Origin of the sequence: Bacillus cereus group sp. N11 (assembly GCF_016483605.1) — a bacterium.
Taxonomy (GTDB): Bacteria; Bacillota; Bacilli; order Bacillales; family Bacillaceae_G; genus Bacillus_A; species Bacillus_A toyonensis.
Map to the genome: position 1 here is coordinate 228,298 of NZ_JAEHBN010000008.1, position 23,337 is coordinate 251,634.

The window sequence follows — 23,337 nt, forward strand, 5'->3', positions numbered from 1 at the left end:
TTTGAATTATAGTACAGCTTATTATAGTTGTAAACCAATCTGCCTAAATTATATCTATTTTTTCAAGAAACCTTACTATTATAACAAAAAGCAGAGAAAAATTCTCTGCTTTCGAAAAATATTCCAAGTAACTTTTTAGTGGATAGCTGATTTAAACTTACCACCATTTGTTTCTTGTGTACTCATAATCGTAACAAACGCATTTTCATCAATTTCATGCACAATTGATTTTAACTTCGTCACTTCCAAACGCGTTACAACTGCATAAATAACTTCTTTTTCTTTATCCGTGTAACCACCTTTGGCTACAAGCTTTGTAGTTCCACGACCGAGACGATGCAAAATGGCATTTGATACTTCCTCATACTGATCTGATACAATTAAAACTGCTTTCGTTTCATCTAAACCTTGAATTACCGTATCAATTGTTTTGAATGCAATATAGTACGTCATAACAGAATACATAGCTTGTTCGACACCAAATACAAATGCTGCCCATGCAAAAACAAATAAGTTCACAAACATTACGAATTCACCAACAGAAAACGGTAATTTCTTCGTTAATAAAATCCCCATAATTTCTGTTCCGTCCATTGATCCGCCATGACGAATAACAAGTCCTACACCAAGCCCCAAAATAAGGCCACCAAAAACTGTTGCTAAAATGGGCTCAGTTGTAAATGGTGGAACAGCATGTAATGTCGATTCAATAAATGCTAAAGCTACAATCCCAAATGCTGAGGATAACATAAATGTTTTTCCGATTTGCTTATACCCAGAGTACATAAACGGAATGTTGAGGATAACAACTAAAGTAGAAAAACTTAACCACCAAATATTAGGAGTAAGATAATCTAATATAAGAGAAATACCAATAATTCCACCATCAATAATTTTATTTGGCATTAAGAATAATTCAATCGCTACCGCCGCGCACGCTGCCCCAAAAATAATCATTACTAAACGATAAATGAGATGGATAACGCTTTCTTTTCGATGTTGCTTTTGTTCCATAAGTCCTCCTTATATTCTTTTTCTGTAGTTTTGTCCTTACATTATAACATACGCTTCTTTTCCTCATGAAAAAAGAAACTCTATAAGAATATGTACAAGCTACGCACTCATATATTTCGATAGAAGAACGTATGAAGGAGGATAACTCGATGAATCTCATTAAACAAATTGTGAATAAAAAATTAAATCATATTTCTACAAAAGAGTTATTGAAATATAGTAAAGAATATGAAGTTTCAATTACAACTGCACAAGCTGATCAAATTGTTTTACTTATGAAAGGAAAGAATATTAACATTTATGATAATAATGAGCGACTAGAACTCTTAAAACAAATCGCAAAAGTAACTTCCCCTGCTACTGCGCAACAAGTAAACACTTTATTTCAGCAACTACTAAAATAAGGAGGGGATACCCCCCCTCCTTATTGCGCTTTAATTTTTTCAAGAATCCCCTCATCAAAAGTACCGTTTTTCAGCATTTCGATTTCTAATTTATATGGTGGCTTCTTATCTTTTTTATCTTCACCTACATATGGTGTTTCAAGAATTTTTGGCACGTTCATTAACTGCGGATGATGTACAATATGATGCAATGCTTTATAACCGATATGACCAAAACCGATATTTTCGTGACGGTCCTTTCCGGCCCCACGCACATTTTTACTATCATTAATATGAAGCACTTGTAATCGATCTACACCAACAATCTTGTCAAATTCGTTCAATACACCGTCAAAATCATTTACAATATCATAACCCGCATCATGCGTATGACACGTATCAAAACATACAGATAGCTTTTCATTATATTTTACACCATCAATAATCTTTGCAATTTCCTCAAAGCTACGACCACACTCTGTTCCTTTTCCAGCCATCGTCTCTAGCGCAATGTTAACCGTCTGTTCAGGCGTTATTACTTCATTAAGCCCTTTAATAATTTGTTGAATACCTGCATCTGCTCCAGCACCAACGTGCGCTCCTGGGTGAAGAACAATTTGTTTCGCAACACCTAATGCCGCTGTTCTTTCAATTTCCATGCGCAGGAAGTCTACACCTAATTGGAATGTTTCTGGCTTCGTCGTATTACCAACGTTAATAATATATGGTGCATGGACGATAATTTCCTCAATACCATTCAGTTCCATATGTTTACGTCCTGCTTCTATGTTCAATTCTTCAATTGGTTTTCTTCGTGTATTTTGCGGTGCACCTGTATAAATCATAAACGTCGTTGCACCGTATGAAACAGCCTCTTCACTTGCTGCTAATAACATTTTCTTACCACTCATTGAGACATGAGATCCAATCTTTAACATACAATCACCTCTTCAATATACAATAGTTATAATGATAGCATAATTTGTAGAAATATGTAGTGAATTGTTTGTTCACAAAAAACGCACTACACAAATTTATATGACTATTTAAACAGACTATACTCTTCATTTAAATGAACTGGATTAAGTGAAGCTTTAATCCATATTTTTCTACCCATATTGATTACGACTCTCACAAATAGCTGGATAAAAAAAAGATAAGGGAAATCCCTTATCTTTTTTTATTGCTATATTTTTTCTTCACTTTGTCACGTTCTGTTGCAAGTTTTCGCTTATAGTTTGGTTTTACTTTTTTCGGCTTTTTAACAACTTTTGTTGCCATAACATCTAGTCCATCATTTGGTTTTTTACGACTCTTACGACGACGACGGTCACCTAAATCCGCCCACTCATCTCCGCGTAAATCTACATGCTTAAATTCGATATGACGTTGTTTTTCCAAACTATCTAACGCTTCTTCATTTGCTGGATCATAAATTGTCACTGCAATCCCTGAATGACCCGCACGTGCAGTTCTTCCAACGCGGTGAACGAAGAAATCTAAATCCGATGGAAGTTCATAGTTAATAACATGGCTAATTCCTTCAATATCAATACCGCGTGCCGCTAAATCTGTTGCGACAATGTATTGGAACTCTAAATCACGAACTTGTTTCATCATTTTTTTACGATCACGTGGTGATAAATCACCGTGTATACGCCCTACTTTTAACCCACGTTCAGCTAATCCATCGGCTACTTCATCAGCCTTCTTCTTCGTGTTTGTAAACACAATTGCTAAGTACGGTTTAAATTGAAGTAGCATATTTTTCACTAATTCAATTTTATTACGGTGTCTTGAAGGCACAAGGTAATGCTCAATATTTCCTGCTGCAACTTGTTTCGGATTAATATGAATATGTTCTGGATTCTCCATATATTTCTTCAAAAATGGTTTTAATTTTTGAGGAATTGTTGCAGAGAAAACTAGCATTTGCAAGTTTTTAGGCATACGTGCTGCAATTTTATCTACATCTTGAATGAATCCCATATCAAGCATTAAATCCGCTTCATCGACAATAATAGTATCCGCTTTATAAACAAATAGCGCCTTTTCTTCTACTAAGTCTTTAATACGTCCTGGTGTTCCAACTACAATATGTGGTTGTTTTTTCAACTTTTCAATCGATCGTTGTTTATCAGTTCCACCAATTAAACAACGTGCTGTAATCATTTGATCTTCTGCACAGAACTTTGTTAATTTCACGATTTCTTCGTAAATTTGTTGTGCTAACTCACGAGTAGGAGCTGTAATAACAAGCTGTACTTCTTCACGACTTGGATTAATTCTGTTTAATGTAGGAAGTAAGTATGCATGTGTTTTCCCAGAACCTGTTTGGGATTGTCCAATTACACTTACACCTTTTTTCACGACCGGGAAAATTTTCTGTTGAATTCCTGTCGGCTCTGTAAAGCGTAGTTCACGAATTGCATCTATTAAAAATGGTTTAAAATCATACTGTGTAAAAGTTTGTTGTGTCATAAGTTACACCTTCTTTCTAAATTTCTACTGCGCGCACAAATCAGTCAAGTCTACATTATATCGAAATCTACAAGTAAAATCCATCTTTAGTTTAGGTTTTTACTTCAAAAACTAACCTTCTTCACTCTTATTGCATATTGTATGTGTATATACCTAACTGAAGAAAGGAGGATTTCTCACATGTTTCCAAAATCTCCCGTAAGGCAAATGTATCCGAATCCAGGCCAACAACCTTATACACCATACCCCATTCCACAACTACCACCGATGGCACAAAAAAAGAAAGGGTTCCTTGCTAAACTCTTTAAAAAACACGATCCAACCGAACCTTTCATGCAAATGGTTCCGCCTTATCGACAAATAGAAGGACAGCCGCCAATGATGCACCAACAACAGCCACCCCAATATCAACAGCAATACCAACAACAATACCAACAACAATACCAACAACAATACCAACAACAATACCAACAACAATACCCGCATCAATACTCACAGCAATATCAACCATACATGCAGCAGTATCCAGAGCAAATGATTCCCCCTCAAATGTATGAATCAAACGAAACGCGCGGCGGTGCAGCCACTACAGCAGCATCTAGCAGCGGCATCGGCAGTTTTTTTTCGAATTTAATTTCGAATCCAACTAATATGATAAACAATATCGAAAAAGTATCACAAGTCGTTCAATCTGTAAGCCCTGTCGTCGAACAGTACGGTCCCATTATGCGTAACCTACCAAGCATTGTTAAAATCCTCACCTCTGGAAAAAGTACGGAAGAAGATCAAACTGAAGATCTAACAGAAAAGGTTGAGGTAGCAACTCCCCCTCCTCCACAAAAAAAAAGAAAAAGAAAAAAAATAGTGATTGAGCCAGCCATAGAAACAGAAGTACGAGAGGAGCCTGTTCAAAAAATAGCAACAAAACCCAAACTATATGTGTAACAATCCTTTGTTTTCTATCCTCTCCTCCTTTATAATGTAAAGGACTATGCACAAAAGTATCCCTTGTTTAGAAGGAGAGGATTACTCATATGAAAATTGTTAAAATTTCCCCTCGTGGTTATTGCTACGGTGTTGTCGATGCAATGGTAATTGCACGTAACGCTGCATTAGATAAATCATTACCGAGACCTATTTATATTTTAGGTATGATTGTTCACAATAAACATGTTACAGACGCTTTTGAAGAAGATGGAATCATTACGTTAGACGGACCAAGTCGCTTAGATATTTTAGATCAAATCGATTCTGGTACTGTTATATTTACTGCTCACGGTGTTTCTCCTGAAGTTAAACAACGTGCAAAAGAAAAAGGTTTAACGACAATCGATGCAACTTGTCCAGATGTTACAAAAACACATGACCTTATTGAAGCAAAAAAAGCTGAAGGATATCATGTCATTTATATCGGCAAAAAAAACCATCCAGAACCAGAAGGCGCGGTTGGTATTGCACCTGATATCGTTCACCTTATCGAAAGAGCGGATGATTTAGAAACATTAGAAATCCCAACGGATAAAATTTTAGTTACGAATCAAACAACGATGAGTCAATGGGATGTTCAACATTTAATGGAGGACATTCAGAAAAAATTTCCAACAGCAGAATTCCATAAGGAAATTTGTTTAGCAACTCAAGTTCGTCAAGAAGCTGTAGCTAAACAAGCGGATGTTGCAGATTTAACAATCGTTGTTGGTGATCCAAAAAGTAACAATTCGAATCGCTTAGCGCAAGTATCACAAGAAATTGCTGGTACGAAAGCTTACCGTGTTGCGGATGTAAGTGAAATTCAATTAGAATGGCTACAAGGTGTAGAAAACGTAGCTGTTACAGCAGGTGCTTCTACTCCAACACCAATTACAAAAGAGGTTATCGCTTTCTTAGATCAATATGACCCAATGAATCCGGCTACGTGGGAAAGAATTCGAAAAGTACCACTTCAAAAAATCTTACCTCGTGTAAAAGTGAAAAAAGAACAATAATAAAAACCGTTGCCTACATGAGCAACGGTTTTTATTTTTCTTATACAAATGTGAATGGATCTGTATGTAACTGCGAAGCATGAATTTGTACATTGAATTTTTTCGCATCTACTTTTTCTTGCAGTTGCTTTTGCACACCTTGCTTCATTACCTTTTCAACGTTATGTCCTGGATCAACTATATTTAAACCGAGCATCATCGCATCATGAGCGACATGATAATACATGTCACCTGTTACATATACATCTGCCCCTTTAAATTTCGCTTGGTTTATATATTTATTACCGTCCCCACCAAGTACAGCAACTTTACGCACTTTATCACCTAACTTGCCGACAACTCTTGCGCCCTTCACGTCTAAGGATTGTTTCACATGTTCAGCAAACTGTCCAAGTGTCATTTCTTCTTGTAAATAGCCTATTTTTCCAAGCCCTAACGTTTCACCTTTATTATCAAGAGGATATACATCATATGCCACTTCTTCGTATGGATGAGCTGCCAACATCTCTTTCATAACTTTTCTTTGTAGTGAAGCTGGAATTATCGTTTCGATACGTACCTCTTCCACACGTTCTAACCGCCCAGTTTCCCCGATATAAGGATTTGTTCCCTCCTGAGGTACAAACGTGCCTGCTCCCTCACTACTGAACGTACAGTGGCTATAATTGCCGATATGACCCGCACCTGCGTCTCCTAATGCTTTACGAACCTCTTCTGCATGAGTTACTGGCACAAACACAACAATTTTTTTCATTTCTTCTGCGTATGTTGGAGCTAATACTTCTGTATTTTGTAATCCTAACGCATCAGCGAGTAAATCGTTTACTCCACCTTTAGCGACGTCTACATTTGTATGAGCGGCATAAATGGCAATATCATTCTTAATACACTTTTCAATAATTTTCCCATACGCTTTCTCTGTATGAATCGCTTTTAACGGATTAAAAATTAAAGGGTGATGCGCAATAATGACATTCGCACCTAATTGAATTGCTTCATCTACAACCTCCTCCGTTACATCTAAAGCGATCAATACGTGCTGCACAGGTTTATTAAGCGCCCCAATCTGCAGGCCAATCTTATCCCCTTCCATCGCTAAATGCTTCGGGTACATACTTTCAAATAAAGAAATAACCTCATGGCCATTTGGAATTTTACTCATGATAAAATCTCCCCTATCATTTTCATTTTCGCTTCTACTTCTACACGTTTCGCTTTTGTTTCTTCAGAATCTGCTGCACGTTCTAATTGTTTTAAGATATTTTGGAAGTTTTTCAATTCTCCTTCCCACTTTTCAACAAAAGCCTCACCTTTTTCTTTTATTAAAAATGGACCCATAAATAATTCAGCTTGTTTATTATCCGAGTAAGGTGCTGCAATATTTCCTCGTTCCCCAACTAAAATTTCGTAAATTTTCCCGTCTTCTTTTACGATTTTCTCACGGATAAGCTCCCAGCCATTTTCAATAAACCATTCACGAATGTGATGTGCTGCAATGTTCGGCTGTAAAATTAAACGTGTTACACCTTCTAACTTTTCTTTACCACTTTCTAAAATGTCACGAATTAGTGCTCCACCCATACCAGCAACTGTAATTACATCTACTTCCCCTGGTGTAATTACTTCTAATCCATTCCCTTTACGAACATCTACTTTATCTTGTAAGCCACTTTCAGCTACAGTTGCTTGCGCAGAACGAAACGGCCCATCTACAACTTCTCCTGCAACTGCTTTTGTAGCAATATTATTTATAATTGTATAACACGGTAAATACGCATGATCCGATCCAATATCAGCTACTGTAGATCCTACTGGAATCTCGCGCACAACTTCTTCTAATCGTTTTGAAAGCTTTACTTCATTCATGTATTTCCATTACTCCTTCTCTTGTCAGTCTGTCTCCATGATAATGAATTTATAGTAGTTGTTGCAAGCCCATAACAACAATTCCATTCTCTATTACTCATCGTATTTTAGAAAGTATAGAAAAACAAGCCTTTTGCAAAAGCAAAAGGCTTGTTTTATGGAACCTTATTTTTTCTTAGATAGCCAATCAGCTACTTTAGCCGCTTGATCAGCTGGAACTAAATTTGGCGGCATATTTCCTTTTCCTTTCGAAAGAATTTCTTTAATTTCATCCTTTGAAAGTTTTCCACCAATTTTTTGTAAATTAGGCCCTACCGCCCCTTGTAACTGATCGCCATGGCAGCTCGTACAGCTTTGCTTCACAATATCCTCTGGCTTTGATGCTGTTTGCGCTGGCTTCCCGCCATTTTTTGTATCAGCTAACTCTTTAGATTTATTTAGCCCCTGAAATGAAAATACAAACATAACGATAATACCTAATGCTGCAATAAGAGCGAACGGAATCAGCGGATTACGTTTCATATCTCTTCTCCCCCCTCTATACCCCTAAATAGTTAGATGATTCAGTCATTTCCATTGTACTTGAAAACGCTCTATCCGAAAAGAGTAAACTATCACTTGTTGAAAATATTCCATAAATTCAGTTTATTGTTTTTTATTGTTATATCGCTTATTATTTCGATAATTATTAACGTTTCTCATCATATTTTTCGCTTTTCTACATATTTTTTTGTATAGAATAAACAAAATTAATCGAAAAATCGAAAAATGAGCATTTGCAAATCAAAAGACAATTCTGTAAAATAAATTACAAGAAATTGTAATCGTTGCCGATAGCTAAATTTTAACAAAAATTAACAAAATAAAAAAGTTTACTTCACAAAAGTGAAGTAAACTTAAAGTTAGCCTATTCTAAGAAATCCTTAAGACGCTTACTACGACTTGGATGTCTTAATTTGCGAAGTGCTTTCGCTTCAATTTGACGGATACGTTCTCTCGTTACGCCGAATACTTTCCCAACTTCTTCAAGCGTACGAGTTCGTCCATCATCTAAACCGAAACGAAGACGTAGAACATTTTCTTCACGATCTGTTAGTGTATCTAACACATCTTCTAATTGTTCTTTTAGCAATTCATACGCTGCATGGTCCGCAGGCGATGTTGCTTCTTGGTCTTCAATAAAGTCACCTAAATGGGAGTCGTCTTCTTCACCAATTGGTGTTTCAAGAGAAACTGGCTCCTGTGCAATTTTTAAGATTTCGCGTACTTTTTCTGGCGCAAGATCCATTTCTTCACCAATCTCTTCAGGAGATGGTTCGCGTCCTAAATCTTGTAACAATTGACGTTGTACACGAATTAACTTATTAATCGTTTCAACCATATGAACTGGAATACGAATTGTTCGCGCTTGGTCTGCAATCGCACGTGTAATTGCTTGGCGAATCCACCAAGTTGCATACGTACTAAATTTGAAACCTTTACGATAATCGAACTTTTCAACCGCTTTAATTAGACCCATATTTCCTTCTTGGATTAAGTCTAAGAAAAGCATACCACGGCCCACGTAACGCTTTGCAATACTTACTACAAGACGTAAGTTCGCTTCCGCAAGACGGCGTTTTGCTTCTTCATCGCCTTCTTCAATACGCGTCGCAAGTCGAATTTCTTCTTCAGCGGATAGTAAGTCAACGCGACCAATTTCTTTTAAGTACATACGAACAGGATCATTGATTTTCACACCTGGTGGCACACTTAAATCATTAAGGTCGAATTCTTCTTCCGTTTTTGTAATTTGGCGATTATTAGGACCTTCTTCGTTGTCGTTATCGCCAACTAAGTCAATCCCTTGTTCACCTAAATATTCATAGTATTCATCCATTTGATCGGATTCAATTTCAAATCCATTCATGCGTTCTGCGATCTCTTCATATGTAAGAACGCCACGTTTTTTTCCGACCTCAGTGAGTTGTTCTTTCACTTGCTCAAGGGTCATTTCAGTTTCAATTTGTTTAGAACGAGCTGGTTTGTCAGCCATCTGTTCCCCTCCTTACGCGAGATACAAACATTCATTATACTAAATCTTTACCAAAAAAGCTATTTTCTCGCTTTTTGATTTTGTAAATATGCTACATAATATTTAGCAGCCTCTACAGGATCTGTTTTTTCCATCTGTTTTACTTTAAAGATGATTTCCATCTTTACAAGTTTTTCCTTATGACGTCTAAGCGTCTCTAAATGGCCTTGTAACACTTCTTCTGTGTATTCTGGATTAATAAATTCATCCGTCGAAATATCAGTGATAATGTTTTTCAACTTTTCATCAGAGAGCCAACTTAAAAATGTTCCGACTGAAGGTTCATTTCCCTTTTCATAATATGCGTATAGTTCATATAAAATCCCTTTATGTTCTTCTGTATGAAAATCTTCTATATGGGATTCCATGCGAACGGCTACTTCTGCACTTTGCAACATATGATAAATAATTTCTCTTTCTGCCCTTTCAAAACCTGTTAACTTCGGTTTTGTTTGAACAACTTGAGACGGCTTAGAAACCTGCTTTATTTGTTTTTGCTGTACCTTTTGTTCTTTGCGATATTGGTGCAATTGATTCAAAAGTGTTTCCATTGAATAAGAAAACTCTTGCGATAACGACTTCAAATATGATTCTGCCTGCATCGCGTCTTGTAACAACGACAACTCTTTTAAAACACTTTTCACATATTCTTCTTTGCCAGACTCATCTTGCAAATTTTTCCCTAAACGCAAATAATTTATTTTAAAACCAACAAAACTTATACTTGATTTCACAAGATTTTCAAAAGCGGTTGTCCCATATTGTTGCACATATTCATCAGGATCAAGCTTATCTGGCAAGGATGTGACTTTCACTTGGCAACCAACTTTTAACAGTAATTGCCCTGCTTTCATCGTCGCTTCTCGTCCTGCTTTATCACCATCATAGCAAAGAACAACAGTTTCAACGTTACGTCGCAGAAGTTTTGCTTGTTCTTCAGTTAAAGCTGTTCCCATTGTCGCAACAGCTTCTTCCACACCACTCTTTACCGCAGCTAGTACATCGGCATACCCTTCAAAAAGGACTACTTGCCCACGCTTTCTAATAAACGGCCTTGCTTGGTGGAAGTTATACAACAATTTACTTTTGTGAAAAATCGGTGTTTCAGGGCTATTTAAATATTTCGGAGTGTCATCTCCTAAAGCCCTTCCACTAAACGCTATCACCTTACCTTGTAACGTATGGATTGGAAACATAACTCTTCCACGGAAGCGATCATAATGACTACCATCCTTCTCACTTCTTATTAGAAGACCGGCTTGTTCCATACTAGACAGCGATAAACCTCTTTTTTGTAAAATTTTCGTTGCAGCATCCCAAGCAAGTGATGCATAACCAATTTCAAACTTCTCAATCATCTCTTTCGTAATACCACGGTTTAATAAATATGAAAGTGCTTCATTTCCCTCTTCCGTATTTACTAATAAATGATGATAATACTTTTTCAAAAGTTCGTGAGCCTGTTGCATGATGACAGTGTCATCAGATATGTCTTCTTGTTGTACTTGCCCTGATGTATACTCTGCAACCGCAATTCCATTTCTTTCACCTAACTTTTGAACAGCCTCGGTAAAAGCAAGTCCTTCCATTTTCATTAGAAAGGAAAATACATTTCCACCTTCTCCACATCCGAAGCAATGAAAAATTTGCTTATCAGATGAAACAGAGAATGAAGGAGAATTCTCACCATGAAATGGACAAAGGCCGAAATAGTTACGTCCCTGCTTTCTAAGTTGAACGTATTCACCAATCACTTCTACAATATCGGATGACGTCCGAATCTGTTCAACAACTTCTTCGGGAATTCTGTTGCCCATAACTCCATCTCCGTGTCGTATTTTGTATTCGATATAAATTAAAAAATTCCTTTATAATTCGACAATATTTTTTCTAAACTTGTTAGAAAGTATTGTCGATCACATTGTGTAAACGACTTTGGACCTCTTATATAGGCCCTTTGTCTGCGTAACTTCGCAGATACATACTACTATATAAAATTGTATTCATATGCTCATCTATTACAAATGCACCTCTTGAAGACAATACATATACACCTTTTTTACAAGAAGACTAGCAAGCCTCATATACTGTATGATCATGAGATCTGTTACCTTTGCAAGTTGATAGATATAAATCAACTTCATCTTGTCCAGAATCTACATAAATCCAATTGCCTTGCTGTTTTCTTGAACGATGAGTATACGATGCGACAAACACAATTTCGACATGAAATTCAGTTCCAACTTGCACAATCTCATCCTTCACGGGATATGCATCTGCATCAACTAATACGTTATTGATGTTTTGCATATTTCTGTATTCTACATCCCTTCTGTGAATCCTTCCATAATGTGCGTTTTCTTGTATAGATTTTGTCGATTTAATGTAATTACATGTCTTTTTTGTAAATCCTATCCCTAGTTTATTCTGAAAAATTAAAGTCTAAACGTAAAATATAGGTTTTTATCACAATTTTTTATTATAATATATTTTCTTCAACTACGCTACATATCCCTTTATTTTTTCATCTTCTACTTTAGGATAACTAAACCATGCTTTTCACATAATAAAAAAACAGAAGAATATAAGTATAACCACTCCGCTATAATCTATTACTAATCCAACAAGTATCGTATTTCATATGAGCGAAAAAAGCACATTCACCTTCGGTAAATGTGCTAAAACATTTTTTGGTTTTGCACTGCATTCACAATAATATTTGCTGTTTCTTCAATCGCTTTATTCGATACATCAATTACTTGACAATTTATTTTACTAATTACTGCTTCAAAGTGATCAATCTCTTCTTGAATACGATTAATATTGGCATATGTTGCGCCGTCACTTAATCCAAGTGATTTTAATCGTTCTTTTCGAATATGATTTAACTTATCCGGTGTAATTTTCAAACCGAAACATTTCTCTTTTGCCACTTGATATAATTCCTCAGGTGGATCCACTTCTGGTACAAGCGGCACATTGGCAACTTTCAACCGTTTGTTATGAGCTAAGTATTGAGAAAGTGGTGTTTTTGATGTACGTGAAATTCCAATTAACACGATATCCGCTTTTAAAATACCTCGTGCATCTCTACCATCATCGTACTTTACAGCAAACTCAATTGCTTCAATCTTTTTAAAGTACTCTTCATCTAATCTACGAACAACACCCGGCTCATATCTCGGCACTTGCCCTGTAATTTCTTCAATTTGATCGATAAGAGGTCCGATAATATCGTATGCCTCTACCCCTTCTTTTGCAGCCTCTTTCACTAAATACTGGCGCATTTCCGGCTTTACTAACGTAAAACAAATAAGCGCTTGATTACTCTTAGCAATCGAAATCACTTCTTTTAATGTCCCTGTATCTTCTACATACGGTACACGTCTAATATCAGGAGCAAATGGGAATTGCCCCATTGCTGCTCGAACAACTAAATCAGCCGTTTCTCCTACAGAGTCAGATACGACATATACGATTTTATTATCCATTACATTACCTCACTTTAAACAAATTACACTTATTCGTTATTTACTAGGTTTACAAACGCACGTGTAATATTTGTTTTTGTAATTCGTCCAATTACTTCTAAACCTTGCTTCGTATCTTTCACAACCGGCATCGCATCAATCTGTCTTTCTATTAATTCCATCGCAATATCATATAAAGAATCTTCTCTACGACACATGGCAATGTTTGGCATCCTTGTCATGATAATATTAACCGGAAGAGAGGTTAAATCCTGCTTCCCTAAGCTAGCTCTTAATAGATCTTTTCGAGACACAACACCAACTAATAGTGTAGATTGATCTACAACAAACAATGTACCAACATCCTCTAAAAACATCGTACAAATTGCATCGTATACTGATACATTTTTATCAATTACAGCCGGTCTAGATTGATAATCTTGCACTTTAATTTTCTTAACAGCTTCAGATAATAGCTGCCCCCCAGTTTTCCCCGTATAAAAATAACCTACGCGTGGACGCGCTTCTAAATAACCAGCCATCGTTAAAATTGCTAAGTCTGGTCTTAGCGTTGCACGTGTTAAACCCAATTGCGCAGCAATTGACTCCCCTGTAATAGGACCGTGATCTTTTACAATCTGAATGATATGTTCTTGCCGTTTATTCAGCTCTATGATAATCACCACCTTTAATGCACAACGAAAAAAGTTATACTATCTCTTAAATATTATATACTAAATATGCTATTCGAAAAAGAAAGTATGTAAAAAGGACCGTATACGGCCCCAAATTATATTTGAAACTTATCAAGTTGCTCTAGGAAACGTCTTGATTTCAAATAAATTCCGCAATATTCATCATAATATGTATTCAATACTAAGCGCATTTGTTTTTTTGTGCTATCCTTCACTGATACATTGCCGAGCCTATGTAAATCGAAATGGAAGAAAAGACGTAACAATTTATGTACAGCTTCTCCCACCGGTATACGATACGGATCTTGCTCCGCATGACGTGAGCACAGAAAACCGCCTTCCCTGACAGAGAAGGCGACAAAATCTGTTTCTTGATGACAAATCGCACATGTATCAAAATACGGGCGCATCCCTAATACCGGAAGCATTTTCGTTTGATAAATTAATGATAATACTTCTGGATCAACACCCTCACACATATAATGCAACGTTTGATATAACATTTCAAATAAGTACGGATTATGTTTTTTATCTTCTGTTGCTTTATCAGTTAACTCAACAACAAATGATGCATAAGCAGTTAAAAATATATCCTCGCGAATTTCTTTCATAGTTGAAATAATCTCGCCTTGTTGCAAAGTTCCAAGCCCAGATCCCACTTGAATAAGAAAATGCCCATGTGTCATAAGTTGCGAAACAGATGCTAACCGACTTTTCGGTTTTTTCGCTCCTCTTGCCATTGCACTTATCTTACCGAATTCTCTTGAGAATATTGTAACAATCTTATTCGTTTCTCCGTAATCTGTCGTACGGATAACGATGCCCTCAACTTTTTGAAACATGTTCGTCACCATCCAAGGTTTGAACAAAACGGGTCAAGAAATTGGAGAGTCTAGATGCGCTAGCTCCTCATCATGTTGATCCATCTCATCGTTTACGTCTTTTTCCATCTCTTTTAAAAGCAAATACGTTTCAATGCTTCCTGTTTTGGAGAAAAACTTCCAGGTAAAATCTAGCATAAGAATCCACCTTTCTCAATAAGCGTAGCCTATAAACCAATTTCCTTTGTTATTAAATTGACCCATTTTGTCCATTTTCATGTGAGAAAAATTTTTCCTAATTTATTAAAGTTTACAAAAACCAATAATCAGCGGATGAGCAAACATCCACTGATTACAGCCTTACTTTATTTTAGTACTCGTCTTCGCGGAAACCAAGATCACGAAGCTGAGACATCTTATTGCGCCAATCTTTTTGTACTTTTACCCATACCTCTAAAAATACTTTAGAACCAAGAAGTGCTTCAATATCAAAACGAGCTCGTTTCCCGACTTCTTTTAACATCTTCCCTTGTTTCCCAATAATAATTCCTTTTTGTGACGCACGTTCAACAACAATCGTTGCATTTATATAAACTGCACCGCCCTCACGCTTCTGAATTGCATCAATAACAACCGCTACAGAATGTGGCACTTCTTCACGTGTTAAATGTAGTACTTTTTCACGAATAAGCTCTGCAATAATAAATCGCTCCGGATGATCCGTTACTTGATTATCTGGGTAGTATTGCGGTCCTTCTGGTAAATATTTTTTAATTGCTCCAATTAACGCTTCTACATTATTACCGTCTAATGCAGAAATTGGTACAATTTCTGCAAACTCATGTAGTTTACGATATTGATCAATTAACTCTAATAATTGCTCTGGATGAACTTGGTCAATTTTATTAATTACCAAAAATACCGGTTGTTTCGTTTCTTGTAATTTCTCAATAATGAATTCCTCACCACGACCAAATCCTTCAGTTGCATTGACCATAAACAGAACAATATCAACTTCTTTCAATGTCGTTTGAGCCATCTTCACCATGAAGTCACCTAGTTTATGTTTCGGTTTATGTATTCCTGGTGTATCAATGAAAATTACTTGTGAATCATTTTCTGTATATACGCCTTGAATTTTATTACGAGTCGTTTGTGGCTTGTCACTCATAATGGCAATTTTTTGGCCGATAATACGATTTAAAAATGTAGATTTCCCAACATTCGGTCTGCCAATAATAGAGACAAAACCTGATTTATAACCTTTTCTATTCATGTAAATCCTCCGCTAAAAATGCTCCTGGTAACAATTCTCCGACTGTCGTCTCTTGAACGTCACCATGTAAATTTGATAGGTATACTTTCGTATCCTGTTTACATAATTCTACCATAACTTGTCGACATGCTCCACAAGGAGGTACTGGGCGTTTTGTATCTGCTACAACCGCAATAGCTACAAACTCTTTATCCCCTTCAGAAACTGCCTTAAATAAAGCAGTTCTTTCTGCACAGTTGCATAAGCCATATGATGCATTCTCAACATTACAGCCACGATATACTTTTCCATCGTGCGTTAATAATGCTGCACCTACTTGAAATTTTGAATATGGTACGTACGCTTGTTTACGCGCTTCGATTGCTTCTTGAATTAATTGTTTACTATTCATATCCCGCATCCTTCCTGTTCACAGCTGTGAATAGATACACTCTCTCACTAAAGGCCTTTATAGCACTTCCAAGGCTTAATAAAAGCTTCGGAATGCAACTATACCACATACGGTACAAAGATAATAGCACCAATTATAACGGCTATAACTGCAAAGAGTAAAACCGCTCCTGCTGCGACATCCTTTGCAATTTTCGCAAATGGATGTATATCAGCAGTCACTAAGTCTACTGTTTTTTCCACAGCCGTATTTACCATCTCTAAACCCATTACAATCCCTATCACAATAAGTAATACCACCCACTCTATTTTCGTAATATGGAAATAAAAGCCGCAGCATATAACAATGACTGCGGCTAAATAATGAATTCTCATATTTCTTTCATGACGAAGACAAAAGAATATACCAGCTATAGCATATCCAAAACTATCTAAAAGTTTTCCTTTTTTCATCGTCCTAATCCAAATGCTTCTAAAATTTCTTTTTGTCTTCCAAACATTTCTTTTTCATCTTCTTCTGTCATGTGATCATAACCAAGCAAATGTAAAAAGCCATGTAACGCTAAAAACCCAAGTTCCCTATCAAAAGAGTGTCCATATTCTTCAGCTTGCTCTTTCGCTCTTGGAATAGAAATAATAAGATCTCCTAACATACGCGGCATCTCCGCACCGACAATTTCCATTTCACCTTCTCCCATTTCTTCCATAGCGAAAGAAATAACATCCGTAGGCTGATCCTTATCTCGGTAATCACGGTTTATTTCACGAATACGTTCATTATCTACAAACGTAACCGATAATTCTGCCCCTTCTTCTATGTTTTCCATTTGAGCCGCTTTCTCTACCAGCTCTCGAATCAAACTTATATAATCGTCTTTCACTTCTTCTGTTTCATCAATAAAATCAATTAATAAACTCATTCTTTCTCCTTCTCTTCCGGTAGTTCCGGATATGTAATACGCGAATGGAAAATACCATTTAACGTCTCGCATAACGTTTTTCCAACGATTTGTAGCTCTTTAAATGTCAAATCACATTCACTAAATTGTCCATCTTGCAAACGATCTTTAATAATACTTTGCACTAAATTATTAATTTGATCTGGCGTTGGATGATTCATAGAACGCACCGCGGCCTCTACACTATCAGCAATACCAACAATCGCCGACTCTTTAGAAGTTGCTTTGGATCCTGGATAACGGAACATCTCTTCTGTATATTTTTCTTTATCTTCTTTAATCGCCTTATAGTAAAAATATTTAAGTAACGTTGTACCATGATGTTGTCCAGCAATATCAATAATTTCTTGCGGAATATGGTACTCTTCTAGCATCCTCACCCCGTCCGTTACATGAGCGATAATAATATCTTTACTCGTTACAGGGGCGAGTTTATCATGTGGGTTTTCAATCCCCATCTGATTTTCAATAAAGAACTGTGGTTGTACCGTTTTTCCTACATCATGATAATACGCCCCTACACGGGCTAATACACCATTTGCCCCGACTGCTTCACAAGCAGCTTCAGAAAGATTCGCTACCATTACACTATGGTGATATGTCCCTGGCGCTTCTAGCAAAATCTTACGCAAAAGCGGATGATTTGGACTTGATAGTTCCATAAGCTTCATACTTGATACAATGCCAAGTCCACTCTCTAAATATGGTAAAATCCCCATAGCTAACACCGAAGAGATAATCCCTGAAACAGAAGCCATCAATAATTGTGTACCAATTTCAAGAGGCGAAAAATTCCCATTACGCAACAATAATAACGCTGCCAATACGACCACATTTAACACAGAAACGAGTATACCCGCTTGTAAAATCATCGTACGACGATTTTTTTCTCTCAAGAAAATACTAACTGATAGTGAACTTAGTAACACATAGATCCCCACACTATAATTCAGGGTGCTCGTTACTCCTTCATTAAACATAATGCTTCCGCATACAGAAAAAATCATGCTTGTTAAAAAAACAAATCGATCACCAATCATTAGTTTTACAAGTATTGTTCCCATTGCAACTGGAACGACATACGCGATCCCTGCATATTCAAGCTTTTGGAACAAGCTAATGATTTTCATTAAAACGATCGTGATCGACAAAATGGTAATGTACGCTAAAATATACGGTCTATCTTCCCTTTTCCGTTGTAAAAATACTTCAAACTGCTTATGCATAAAGTACAATAGCACACCAATGAGTACCGCTAATCCAACATAGGGTTGAAAACTGTTCCCTTTTTCTAACAGACCAACTAATTTCAACTGATTGTACATATCACTTGAAATCGTTTCACCTTCTCTAACAAGGACTTGCCCTTGAAGAATATAAACAGGTGGAACTAAATCTTCTTCCGCTTTTCTCTTCTCTTTTGTTAAGGTCGGATCATAAAAATAGTTTGCAGAAATCGCATATTTCCCTAACGCCTTAATAGATTCCTTTAAACCATTATCAACATTAACACTATTCATCTCACTTACATATCGTTCCTTCGCATCCTTCAATTCGTCCATTTTAATATGCTCAGTCATGATACTATTAATAGCTGTAACTGCTGCATCTTTTGCTAATACTAATTGGTTCGAATCTGCATTAATTAAGTTTAGTAAGTTTAAATCAGATAATTCTTTCGTTAAATCAGTAGGCAATTTTTTTTTCAACTTGTCCACTTTTTCAGCATCAGTAATCTTTTTTTGCTCATCCGGCCCAACCGCTTTAATCTCTTGTATCACTTCATCTACTTTAGCAAAGACGTCATTCACAATATCCACTTTATTTTGTTTATACTCACTTTTATATGTATATTGATCTTCAACTTTTGTAGCGGCTTCTTTTTTCTTTTTGTCCGTTGTAACTTTATCTTCAATTTTAATAGGAGAATGGATTGTTTTTTTCGCAATAGAATATGTTGTAACATCTAATTGCTCTGGTTTTACATTATTCATAAGTGCAAAAAACAGCACTGCTCCTAATAAAACGTAAGAAATCCAACTTAGTTTTTTCGAATGTTGTAAATTACGAAACCACTTAGAAATTTCTTGAGATCTTGACATGATTTCAATACCTTCTCCTCTCCAGAAATAAAGTGAAACTATTTATAGCTTTCGTTTCTTCTAATAAGCGACACTTTTAGAATCATACGTCATTTATCGCTTATACTCTTCTTCTTTCATGATAGTAAAAAAATTGCTATTCGCCAACCTTATCATACAAAAAGAAATGATCCTGACAAATAGGATCATTCCATTTTATCATACGCCTCAATAATACGTTGCACTAACGGATGTCTCACAACGTCGCTTTGCTCTAATGTAATGAACGAAAGTCCTGATACACCAGATAAAACATTTGTAGCAATAGAAAGACCTGATTTTGCCCCTTTTGGCAAATCTACCTGCGAAGGATCCCCTGTTATAACCATTTTAGAACTAAAACCTAATCTTGTTAAAAACATTTTTATTTGGACACCAGTTGTATTTTGCGCTTCATCTAAAATAACAAATGAATCATCAAGCGTACGCCCTCTCATATAAGCAAGAGGCGCGATTTCAATTACACCTCGCTCCATCATACGCTGCGTATATTCTTGTCCAAGAATATCGTGCAGTGCATCATACAATGGACGTAAATATGGATCTACCTTCTCTTTTAAATCCCCTGGTAAAAAACCTAAACTCTCTCCAGCTTCTACAGCAGGCCTTGTTAGAATAATTTTCTTTACATACCCTTGTTTTAACGCTCTTACAGCCATTACTACAGCTAAGTACGTTTTTCCAGTTCCAGCAGGTCCTATCCCAAATACAATATCATTCTTCTTCATCGCATGAATATATCGTCTTTGTCCAATTGTTTTTACACGAATAGATTTACCCTTTGCCGTTTTAAAAATTTCTTCTTCATATAACTCTTCAAATTGAGCAATTTTCCCTTGTTGTGCGAGCTGAATTGCATACGCAACATCTCTTTCTGTAATGGATACACTTTTACGAATAACAACAAGTAATTGCTGTAAGATTTTTTCTACGAGTGTCACGTTTTCATCTGCCCCAGACACATGAACTGTTTCACCTCTAGTTACGATAGATACATTAAGTTCTCGTTCCATTACTTTTAAATGAGCATCATTGACTCCAAAAAGAGCGATTGCTTCGTTAGTATTTTCCAATTGTTGGTTCATTTCTACTAATTGTTCTGCCATTACTCAGTCTCCTTGAATATCGGATTCGGATATCGGTTGTGACTCTGCAATATTTTCAATTACAGTATAATGCAATGTAACTTTTAGTTGATCCGCCTCAACCTCTTTACTCAAAATCTTATCACTTACAATCATAGCATGTTCATCCAATTTTTTCTTTAGTTCTTTTTCAGCCATCTCTTTCGCTACTTTCAATGCCTGTTTTTCTGTGTATTCTCGATTCGCTTCTTCCTCTTCTCGTACAATATCTTTTTCATATGCAATCGGTAATGTAAAACCAAATAATTTCACATCATGTTTTACATGTTCAGTACGAGAGCGTTTATACTTATCATGTTGAAATCCCCATATTTTTATTTTTGCACTCCCAAACTTAAGAAAGTATTCATTATACGCATTACCAGTATACACTTGAAATTGTGTTTTCAGCGGCACACTCACCTCGGATGTATACCAAGTTTCTCCATATACAATACCTTTCGCCGAAACAACTGACGGGTTTTCCTCATTACCATATATACCTGATACAAGAAGTTGTCCTTTTTCGACATGGTCATTTTTCATAACGACTGGTTTTCCAACCTCTACAAACGTTTTTGTAATAATTGCTTCTTTTTTTGCCACTAAATTTTGTGGATGCTGTTCCTTTTCTTTTTTCGGCTCGTTTTTTTCCACAATTTTAAAATGATAGGTGGTCCCTCTTACTTCCAGCCCCGCCCAAGTAATCGCATTAATATTGTCCGTCAAATGGCGTTGCACATCTTCTACACTAGGCATTTGAAACTGTAGTTTTCCTTTCTTAATACCCATTTTATCCAATTCTTTCATCAATATATATTCTGTTTCAGGTTTCGCTCCTGTAATCTCAATTTTCCAAACCATATTTGACATTGCAATCATACCAAAAAAGAAAATTAAAAAACCGATTAAAAACCCACTATTTTTAATTAAACGCTTATTCCAAAAAGGAAAACCGTAGCGTCCAATGAAATATAATTTGCATTCATTTTTTCTATAAATTGGTTTTAATCTTTTCACATCGCGTAACAACATACAAAAAACTAACGTTTCATCAGCAATCTTCTTAACATCCCAAACTAATAATTTTCTACGTACGCATTCATTAACGAACCGTTCCGCTCCTCTACCTTCAATTCGTACTTTTACATATCCAAGCCACTTTATAAACCATTTATTTTTCATCTACTACCTCCACTACCTTTCCCAAAAGTAGACATACTACTTTTCACTTTAATTAGCAAAATAGCTCGTACGAAAATGATATAAAGAGTTTTACTGCCCATAAATAGCGAGATAACTGAATAGTAAGGTCGAATCACGAGAATAAAGAAGAAAAACTTCACATACGGAAGTTTCCCTCACTCTTTTTGCTTTTCACTTTCTAAAAACATCACTTGCTCAATGATCCCTTCAAGCAAAAGCTCCTCTGGAAGGATTGTTTTAATAACGAAGGATTGCCCCTTAATTAATAATTGACCATGTTTTAGCAACAATCTTACTTCTTTATCTGAAAACACTAATAAACCTTGATGATTTTCTATATAGATATGCACTTGCCCAACAAGCGTGATCCGAGGTAGATCCATTAGCACATCCACTGGCAGGTCTATTTGCTTCGTTAACCAACTCTTCATTTGTTCTAATTTTTTCATCTTAAAAGACCTCCTCTCATCCCATATGTATGAAAAAAGAGCTTGTAATATCACGTCCAAACTGAAAAAAAGCATAAAAAAACGTCTCATACGAAATGAGACGTTTTTTTATGCTAATAGCTGGATAACCAGCTTATTCACAAGTGATCCGTCTGTTTTACCTTTTACTTTCGGCATAACAGCAGTCATCACCTTACCCATATCTGCTTTTGATGTCGCACCAACTTCAGAAATAACTTGCTTGATTACATCAATCAGGTCTTCTTCAGTTAATTGCTCCGGCAAATATGCGCTTAAAATCTGAATTTCACTTTGCAGTTTATCAACAAGGTCTTCACGACCAGCTTTTTTAAATTCAAGGAGGGAGTCCTTATACTGTTTTACTTCACGAGCTAAAACTGTTAATTCCTCTTCTTCAGTAAGAGTATGTTGCAGTTTAATACCTTCATTTTGTAAAGCAGCCTTAACCATACGAATAACGGTTAATTTTTCTTTTTGTTTATTCTTCATCGCTTGTTTCATATCATCGTTTAAACGACCGAGAAGACTCATAACTTACACCCTCTCTTAGAATTTACGCTTTCTTGCCGCTTCAGATTTCTTCTTACGTTTTACACTTGGTTTTTCATAAAACTCGCGCTTTCTTGCTTCAGCAAGTGTACCAGTTTTAGAAACCGATCTTTTAAAACGGCGAAGTGCATCCTCCAAAGACTCGTTTTTACGAACGACTGTTTTTGACATTCTCTTTCCCTCCCTCCGAAACATCACACTTACATACTAACTTCAGCATGCAAAAAGAAACACTTCTTCAGCATGTCTTTTACGATTATAATACATTTTATCACTTCAGGTCAACTATTTGACAGAATAAAAGAGGAATAGATGCTCTTCCTTTTTTATTCTGTCAAATAGCTATCATCCTTTTCCACTGAAAACAACTATATTTTTATCATTGCACCTTTTCAACACTTAACTTTTCCATGAAAAAAGAAAGCATGCAAAC

At 36.2% G+C, this 23,337-nt stretch carries 26 protein-coding genes; 3 read left to right on the plus strand and 23 right to left on the minus strand.

Annotated features, from left to right (window positions below; all coding sequences use genetic code 11):
* Positions 1-135: 135 nt before the first annotated feature.
* Positions 136-1,014, minus strand: coding sequence for a YitT family protein (locus tag JDS98_RS15695; RefSeq protein ID WP_000435959.1), 879 nt, complete (start codon positions 1,012-1,014; stop codon positions 136-138).
* Between the two features lie 149 nt (positions 1,015-1,163).
* Between JDS98_RS15695 and JDS98_RS15700 the strand changes: the two genes are divergently transcribed.
* Positions 1,164-1,418, plus strand: coding sequence for a DUF2624 domain-containing protein (locus JDS98_RS15700; protein ID WP_001048958.1), 255 nt, complete (start codon positions 1,164-1,166; stop codon positions 1,416-1,418).
* A 20-nt stretch (positions 1,419-1,438) separates the two neighbouring features.
* Here JDS98_RS15700 and JDS98_RS15705 read toward each other — a convergent pair whose 3' ends face one another.
* Together JDS98_RS15705 and JDS98_RS15710 are read right to left on the minus strand one after the other, a co-directional pair.
* Positions 1,439-2,335, minus strand: coding sequence for a deoxyribonuclease IV (locus JDS98_RS15705; protein WP_000912447.1), 897 nt, complete (start codon positions 2,333-2,335; stop codon positions 1,439-1,441).
* Positions 2,336-2,567: 232 nt separating this feature from the next.
* Positions 2,568-3,878 (minus strand): DEAD/DEAH box helicase, encoded by a 1,311-nt coding sequence (locus tag JDS98_RS15710; protein ID WP_000194009.1) that lies wholly within the window; start codon positions 3,876-3,878, stop codon positions 2,568-2,570.
* A 180-nt stretch (positions 3,879-4,058) separates the two neighbouring features.
* Here JDS98_RS15710 and vrrA point away from each other — a divergent pair, with 180 nt between their 5' ends.
* On the plus strand, positions 4,059-4,823 hold the full coding sequence (gene vrrA / locus JDS98_RS15715; protein ID WP_097958086.1) for a VrrA/YqfQ family protein: 765 nt from the start codon (positions 4,059-4,061) through the stop codon (positions 4,821-4,823).
* A gap of 89 nt (positions 4,824-4,912) precedes the next feature.
* Positions 4,913-5,863: a 4-hydroxy-3-methylbut-2-enyl diphosphate reductase gene (locus JDS98_RS15720; protein ID WP_000706652.1), complete on the plus strand. Its 951-nt coding sequence runs from the start codon at positions 4,913-4,915 to the stop codon at positions 5,861-5,863.
* A gap of 40 nt (positions 5,864-5,903) precedes the next feature.
* On the opposite strand, the gene JDS98_RS15725 is transcribed toward JDS98_RS15720, so the two are convergent.
* The 20 genes from JDS98_RS15725 to rpsU all read right to left on the minus strand — a co-directional run bounded on the left by JDS98_RS15725 (position 5,904) and on the right by rpsU (position 23,075).
* Positions 5,904-7,025 (minus strand): Nif3-like dinuclear metal center hexameric protein, encoded by a 1,122-nt coding sequence (locus tag JDS98_RS15725; RefSeq protein WP_087970628.1) that lies wholly within the window; start codon positions 7,023-7,025, stop codon positions 5,904-5,906.
* A complete protein-coding gene (locus tag JDS98_RS15730) occupies positions 7,022-7,729 on the minus strand; it encodes a tRNA (adenine(22)-N(1))-methyltransferase (RefSeq protein ID WP_085450590.1) in 708 nt (235 codons plus the stop codon). The genes JDS98_RS15725 and JDS98_RS15730 overlap by 4 nt, the downstream gene beginning before the upstream one ends.
* Positions 7,730-7,894: 165 nt before the next feature.
* Entirely contained in the window at positions 7,895-8,251 is a 357-nt protein-coding gene (gene cccA / locus JDS98_RS15735; RefSeq protein ID WP_000828151.1) for a cytochrome c550, read from the minus strand.
* A gap of 385 nt (positions 8,252-8,636) precedes the next feature.
* Positions 8,637-9,764 (minus strand): RNA polymerase sigma factor RpoD, encoded by a 1,128-nt coding sequence (rpoD, locus tag JDS98_RS15740; RefSeq protein ID WP_000764067.1) that lies wholly within the window; start codon positions 9,762-9,764, stop codon positions 8,637-8,639.
* A gap of 59 nt (positions 9,765-9,823) precedes the next feature.
* Entirely contained in the window at positions 9,824-11,620 is a 1,797-nt protein-coding gene (gene dnaG / locus JDS98_RS15745; protein ID WP_000528230.1) for a DNA primase, read from the minus strand.
* A gap of 253 nt (positions 11,621-11,873) precedes the next feature.
* Positions 11,874-12,113, minus strand: coding sequence for a DUF188 domain-containing protein (locus JDS98_RS15750; RefSeq protein ID WP_002039621.1), 240 nt, complete (start codon positions 12,111-12,113; stop codon positions 11,874-11,876).
* 368 nt (positions 12,114-12,481) lie between these two features.
* Positions 12,482-13,294, minus strand: a complete 813-nt coding sequence (locus JDS98_RS15755) for a pyruvate, water dikinase regulatory protein (RefSeq protein ID WP_000368950.1) — start codon at positions 13,292-13,294, stop codon at positions 12,482-12,484.
* Positions 13,295-13,323: 29 nt separating this feature from the next.
* The gene (locus JDS98_RS15760; RefSeq protein WP_000583755.1) at positions 13,324-13,956 is read right to left on the minus strand and encodes a transcriptional regulator CcpN; all 633 of its coding nucleotides are present in this window, start codon (positions 13,954-13,956) and stop codon (positions 13,324-13,326) included.
* A gap of 107 nt (positions 13,957-14,063) precedes the next feature.
* Positions 14,064-14,810, minus strand: a complete 747-nt coding sequence (recO, locus tag JDS98_RS15765; protein ID WP_000487005.1) for a DNA repair protein RecO — start codon at positions 14,808-14,810, stop codon at positions 14,064-14,066.
* 33 nt (positions 14,811-14,843) lie between these two features.
* Positions 14,844-14,987 carry a YqzL family protein gene (locus JDS98_RS15770; protein WP_000883923.1) on the minus strand — a complete coding sequence of 48 codons (144 nt, stop codon included), beginning with the start codon at positions 14,985-14,987 and terminating at the stop codon, positions 14,844-14,846.
* Positions 14,988-15,159: 172 nt separating this feature from the next.
* Positions 15,160-16,065: a GTPase Era gene (gene era / locus JDS98_RS15775; RefSeq protein WP_001080234.1), complete on the minus strand. Its 906-nt coding sequence runs from the start codon at positions 16,063-16,065 to the stop codon at positions 15,160-15,162.
* On the minus strand, positions 16,058-16,456 hold the full coding sequence (locus JDS98_RS15780) for a cytidine deaminase (protein ID WP_001086291.1): 399 nt from the start codon (positions 16,454-16,456) through the stop codon (positions 16,058-16,060). Before JDS98_RS15780 ends, era begins: the two co-directional genes overlap by 8 nt.
* 98 nt (positions 16,457-16,554) lie before the next feature.
* Positions 16,555-16,908, minus strand: a complete 354-nt coding sequence (locus tag JDS98_RS15785) for a diacylglycerol kinase family protein (RefSeq protein WP_000715513.1) — start codon at positions 16,906-16,908, stop codon at positions 16,555-16,557.
* Positions 16,905-17,375: an rRNA maturation RNase YbeY gene (ybeY, locus tag JDS98_RS15790; RefSeq protein WP_000054674.1), complete on the minus strand. Its 471-nt coding sequence runs from the start codon at positions 17,373-17,375 to the stop codon at positions 16,905-16,907. The genes JDS98_RS15785 and ybeY overlap by 4 nt, the downstream gene beginning before the upstream one ends.
* Positions 17,372-19,516 carry an HD family phosphohydrolase gene (locus JDS98_RS15795; RefSeq protein WP_000091505.1) on the minus strand — a complete coding sequence of 715 codons (2,145 nt, stop codon included), beginning with the start codon at positions 19,514-19,516 and terminating at the stop codon, positions 17,372-17,374. The genes ybeY and JDS98_RS15795 overlap by 4 nt, the downstream gene beginning before the upstream one ends.
* 185 nt (positions 19,517-19,701) lie before the next feature.
* Entirely contained in the window at positions 19,702-20,661 is a 960-nt protein-coding gene (locus JDS98_RS15800; protein ID WP_199634026.1) for a PhoH family protein, read from the minus strand.
* 3 nt (positions 20,662-20,664) lie between these two features.
* Positions 20,665-21,864, minus strand: a complete 1,200-nt coding sequence (gene yqfD / locus JDS98_RS15805) for a sporulation protein YqfD (protein WP_097958092.1) — start codon at positions 21,862-21,864, stop codon at positions 20,665-20,667.
* Between the two features lie 176 nt (positions 21,865-22,040).
* Entirely contained in the window at positions 22,041-22,334 is a 294-nt protein-coding gene (gene yqfC, locus JDS98_RS15810) for a sporulation protein YqfC (protein ID WP_097958094.1), read from the minus strand.
* A 108-nt stretch (positions 22,335-22,442) separates the two neighbouring features.
* Entirely contained in the window at positions 22,443-22,886 is a 444-nt protein-coding gene (locus JDS98_RS15815; RefSeq protein ID WP_000054576.1) for a GatB/YqeY domain-containing protein, read from the minus strand.
* A gap of 15 nt (positions 22,887-22,901) precedes the next feature.
* Positions 22,902-23,075, minus strand: coding sequence for a 30S ribosomal protein S21 (rpsU, locus tag JDS98_RS15820; protein ID WP_000048061.1), 174 nt, complete (start codon positions 23,073-23,075; stop codon positions 22,902-22,904).
* Positions 23,076-23,337 lie beyond the last annotated feature (262 nt).

Coding starts and splice junctions, on each gene's coding strand:
- JDS98_RS15695 (WP_000435959.1), bottom strand. CDS start 1,014: ATGGAACAAAAGCAACATCGAAAAGAAAGCGTTATCCATCTCATTTAT.
- JDS98_RS15700 (WP_001048958.1), top strand. CDS start 1,164: ATGAATCTCATTAAACAAATTGTGAATAAAAAATTAAATCATATTTCT.
- JDS98_RS15705 (WP_000912447.1), bottom strand. CDS start 2,335: ATGTTAAAGATTGGATCTCATGTCTCAATGAGTGGTAAGAAAATGTTA.
- JDS98_RS15710 (WP_000194009.1), bottom strand. CDS start 3,878: ATGACACAACAAACTTTTACACAGTATGATTTTAAACCATTTTTAATA.
- vrrA (WP_097958086.1), top strand. CDS start 4,059: ATGTTTCCAAAATCTCCCGTAAGGCAAATGTATCCGAATCCAGGCCAA.
- JDS98_RS15720 (WP_000706652.1), top strand. CDS start 4,913: ATGAAAATTGTTAAAATTTCCCCTCGTGGTTATTGCTACGGTGTTGTC.
- JDS98_RS15725 (WP_087970628.1), bottom strand. CDS start 7,025: ATGAGTAAAATTCCAAATGGCCATGAGGTTATTTCTTTATTTGAAAGT.
- JDS98_RS15730 (WP_085450590.1), bottom strand. CDS start 7,729: ATGAATGAAGTAAAGCTTTCAAAACGATTAGAAGAAGTTGTGCGCGAG.
- cccA (WP_000828151.1), bottom strand. CDS start 8,251: ATGAAACGTAATCCGCTGATTCCGTTCGCTCTTATTGCAGCATTAGGT.
- rpoD (WP_000764067.1), bottom strand. CDS start 9,764: ATGGCTGACAAACCAGCTCGTTCTAAACAAATTGAAACTGAAATGACC.
- dnaG (WP_000528230.1), bottom strand. CDS start 11,620: ATGGGCAACAGAATTCCCGAAGAAGTTGTTGAACAGATTCGGACGTCA.
- JDS98_RS15750 (WP_002039621.1), bottom strand. CDS start 12,113: ATGCAAAACATCAATAACGTATTAGTTGATGCAGATGCATATCCCGTG.
- JDS98_RS15755 (WP_000368950.1), bottom strand. CDS start 13,294: ATGGATAATAAAATCGTATATGTCGTATCTGACTCTGTAGGAGAAACG.
- recO (WP_000487005.1), bottom strand. CDS start 14,810: ATGTTTCAAAAAGTTGAGGGCATCGTTATCCGTACGACAGATTACGGA.
- JDS98_RS15770 (WP_000883923.1), bottom strand. CDS start 14,987: ATGCTAGATTTTACCTGGAAGTTTTTCTCCAAAACAGGAAGCATTGAA.
- era (WP_001080234.1), bottom strand. CDS start 16,065: ATGAATAGAAAAGGTTATAAATCAGGTTTTGTCTCTATTATTGGCAGA.
- JDS98_RS15780 (WP_001086291.1), bottom strand. CDS start 16,456: ATGAATAGTAAACAATTAATTCAAGAAGCAATCGAAGCGCGTAAACAA.
- JDS98_RS15785 (WP_000715513.1), bottom strand. CDS start 16,908: ATGAAAAAAGGAAAACTTTTAGATAGTTTTGGATATGCTATAGCTGGT.
- ybeY (WP_000054674.1), bottom strand. CDS start 17,375: ATGAGTTTATTAATTGATTTTATTGATGAAACAGAAGAAGTGAAAGAC.
- JDS98_RS15795 (WP_000091505.1), bottom strand. CDS start 19,516: ATGTCAAGATCTCAAGAAATTTCTAAGTGGTTTCGTAATTTACAACAT.
- JDS98_RS15800 (WP_199634026.1), bottom strand. CDS start 20,661: ATGGCAGAACAATTAGTAGAAATGAACCAACAATTGGAAAATACTAAC.
- yqfD (WP_097958092.1), bottom strand. CDS start 21,864: ATGAAAAATAAATGGTTTATAAAGTGGCTTGGATATGTAAAAGTACGA.
- yqfC (WP_097958094.1), bottom strand. CDS start 22,334: ATGAAAAAATTAGAACAAATGAAGAGTTGGTTAACGAAGCAAATAGAC.
- JDS98_RS15815 (WP_000054576.1), bottom strand. CDS start 22,886: ATGAGTCTTCTCGGTCGTTTAAACGATGATATGAAACAAGCGATGAAG.
- rpsU (WP_000048061.1), bottom strand. CDS start 23,075: ATGTCAAAAACAGTCGTTCGTAAAAACGAGTCTTTGGAGGATGCACTT.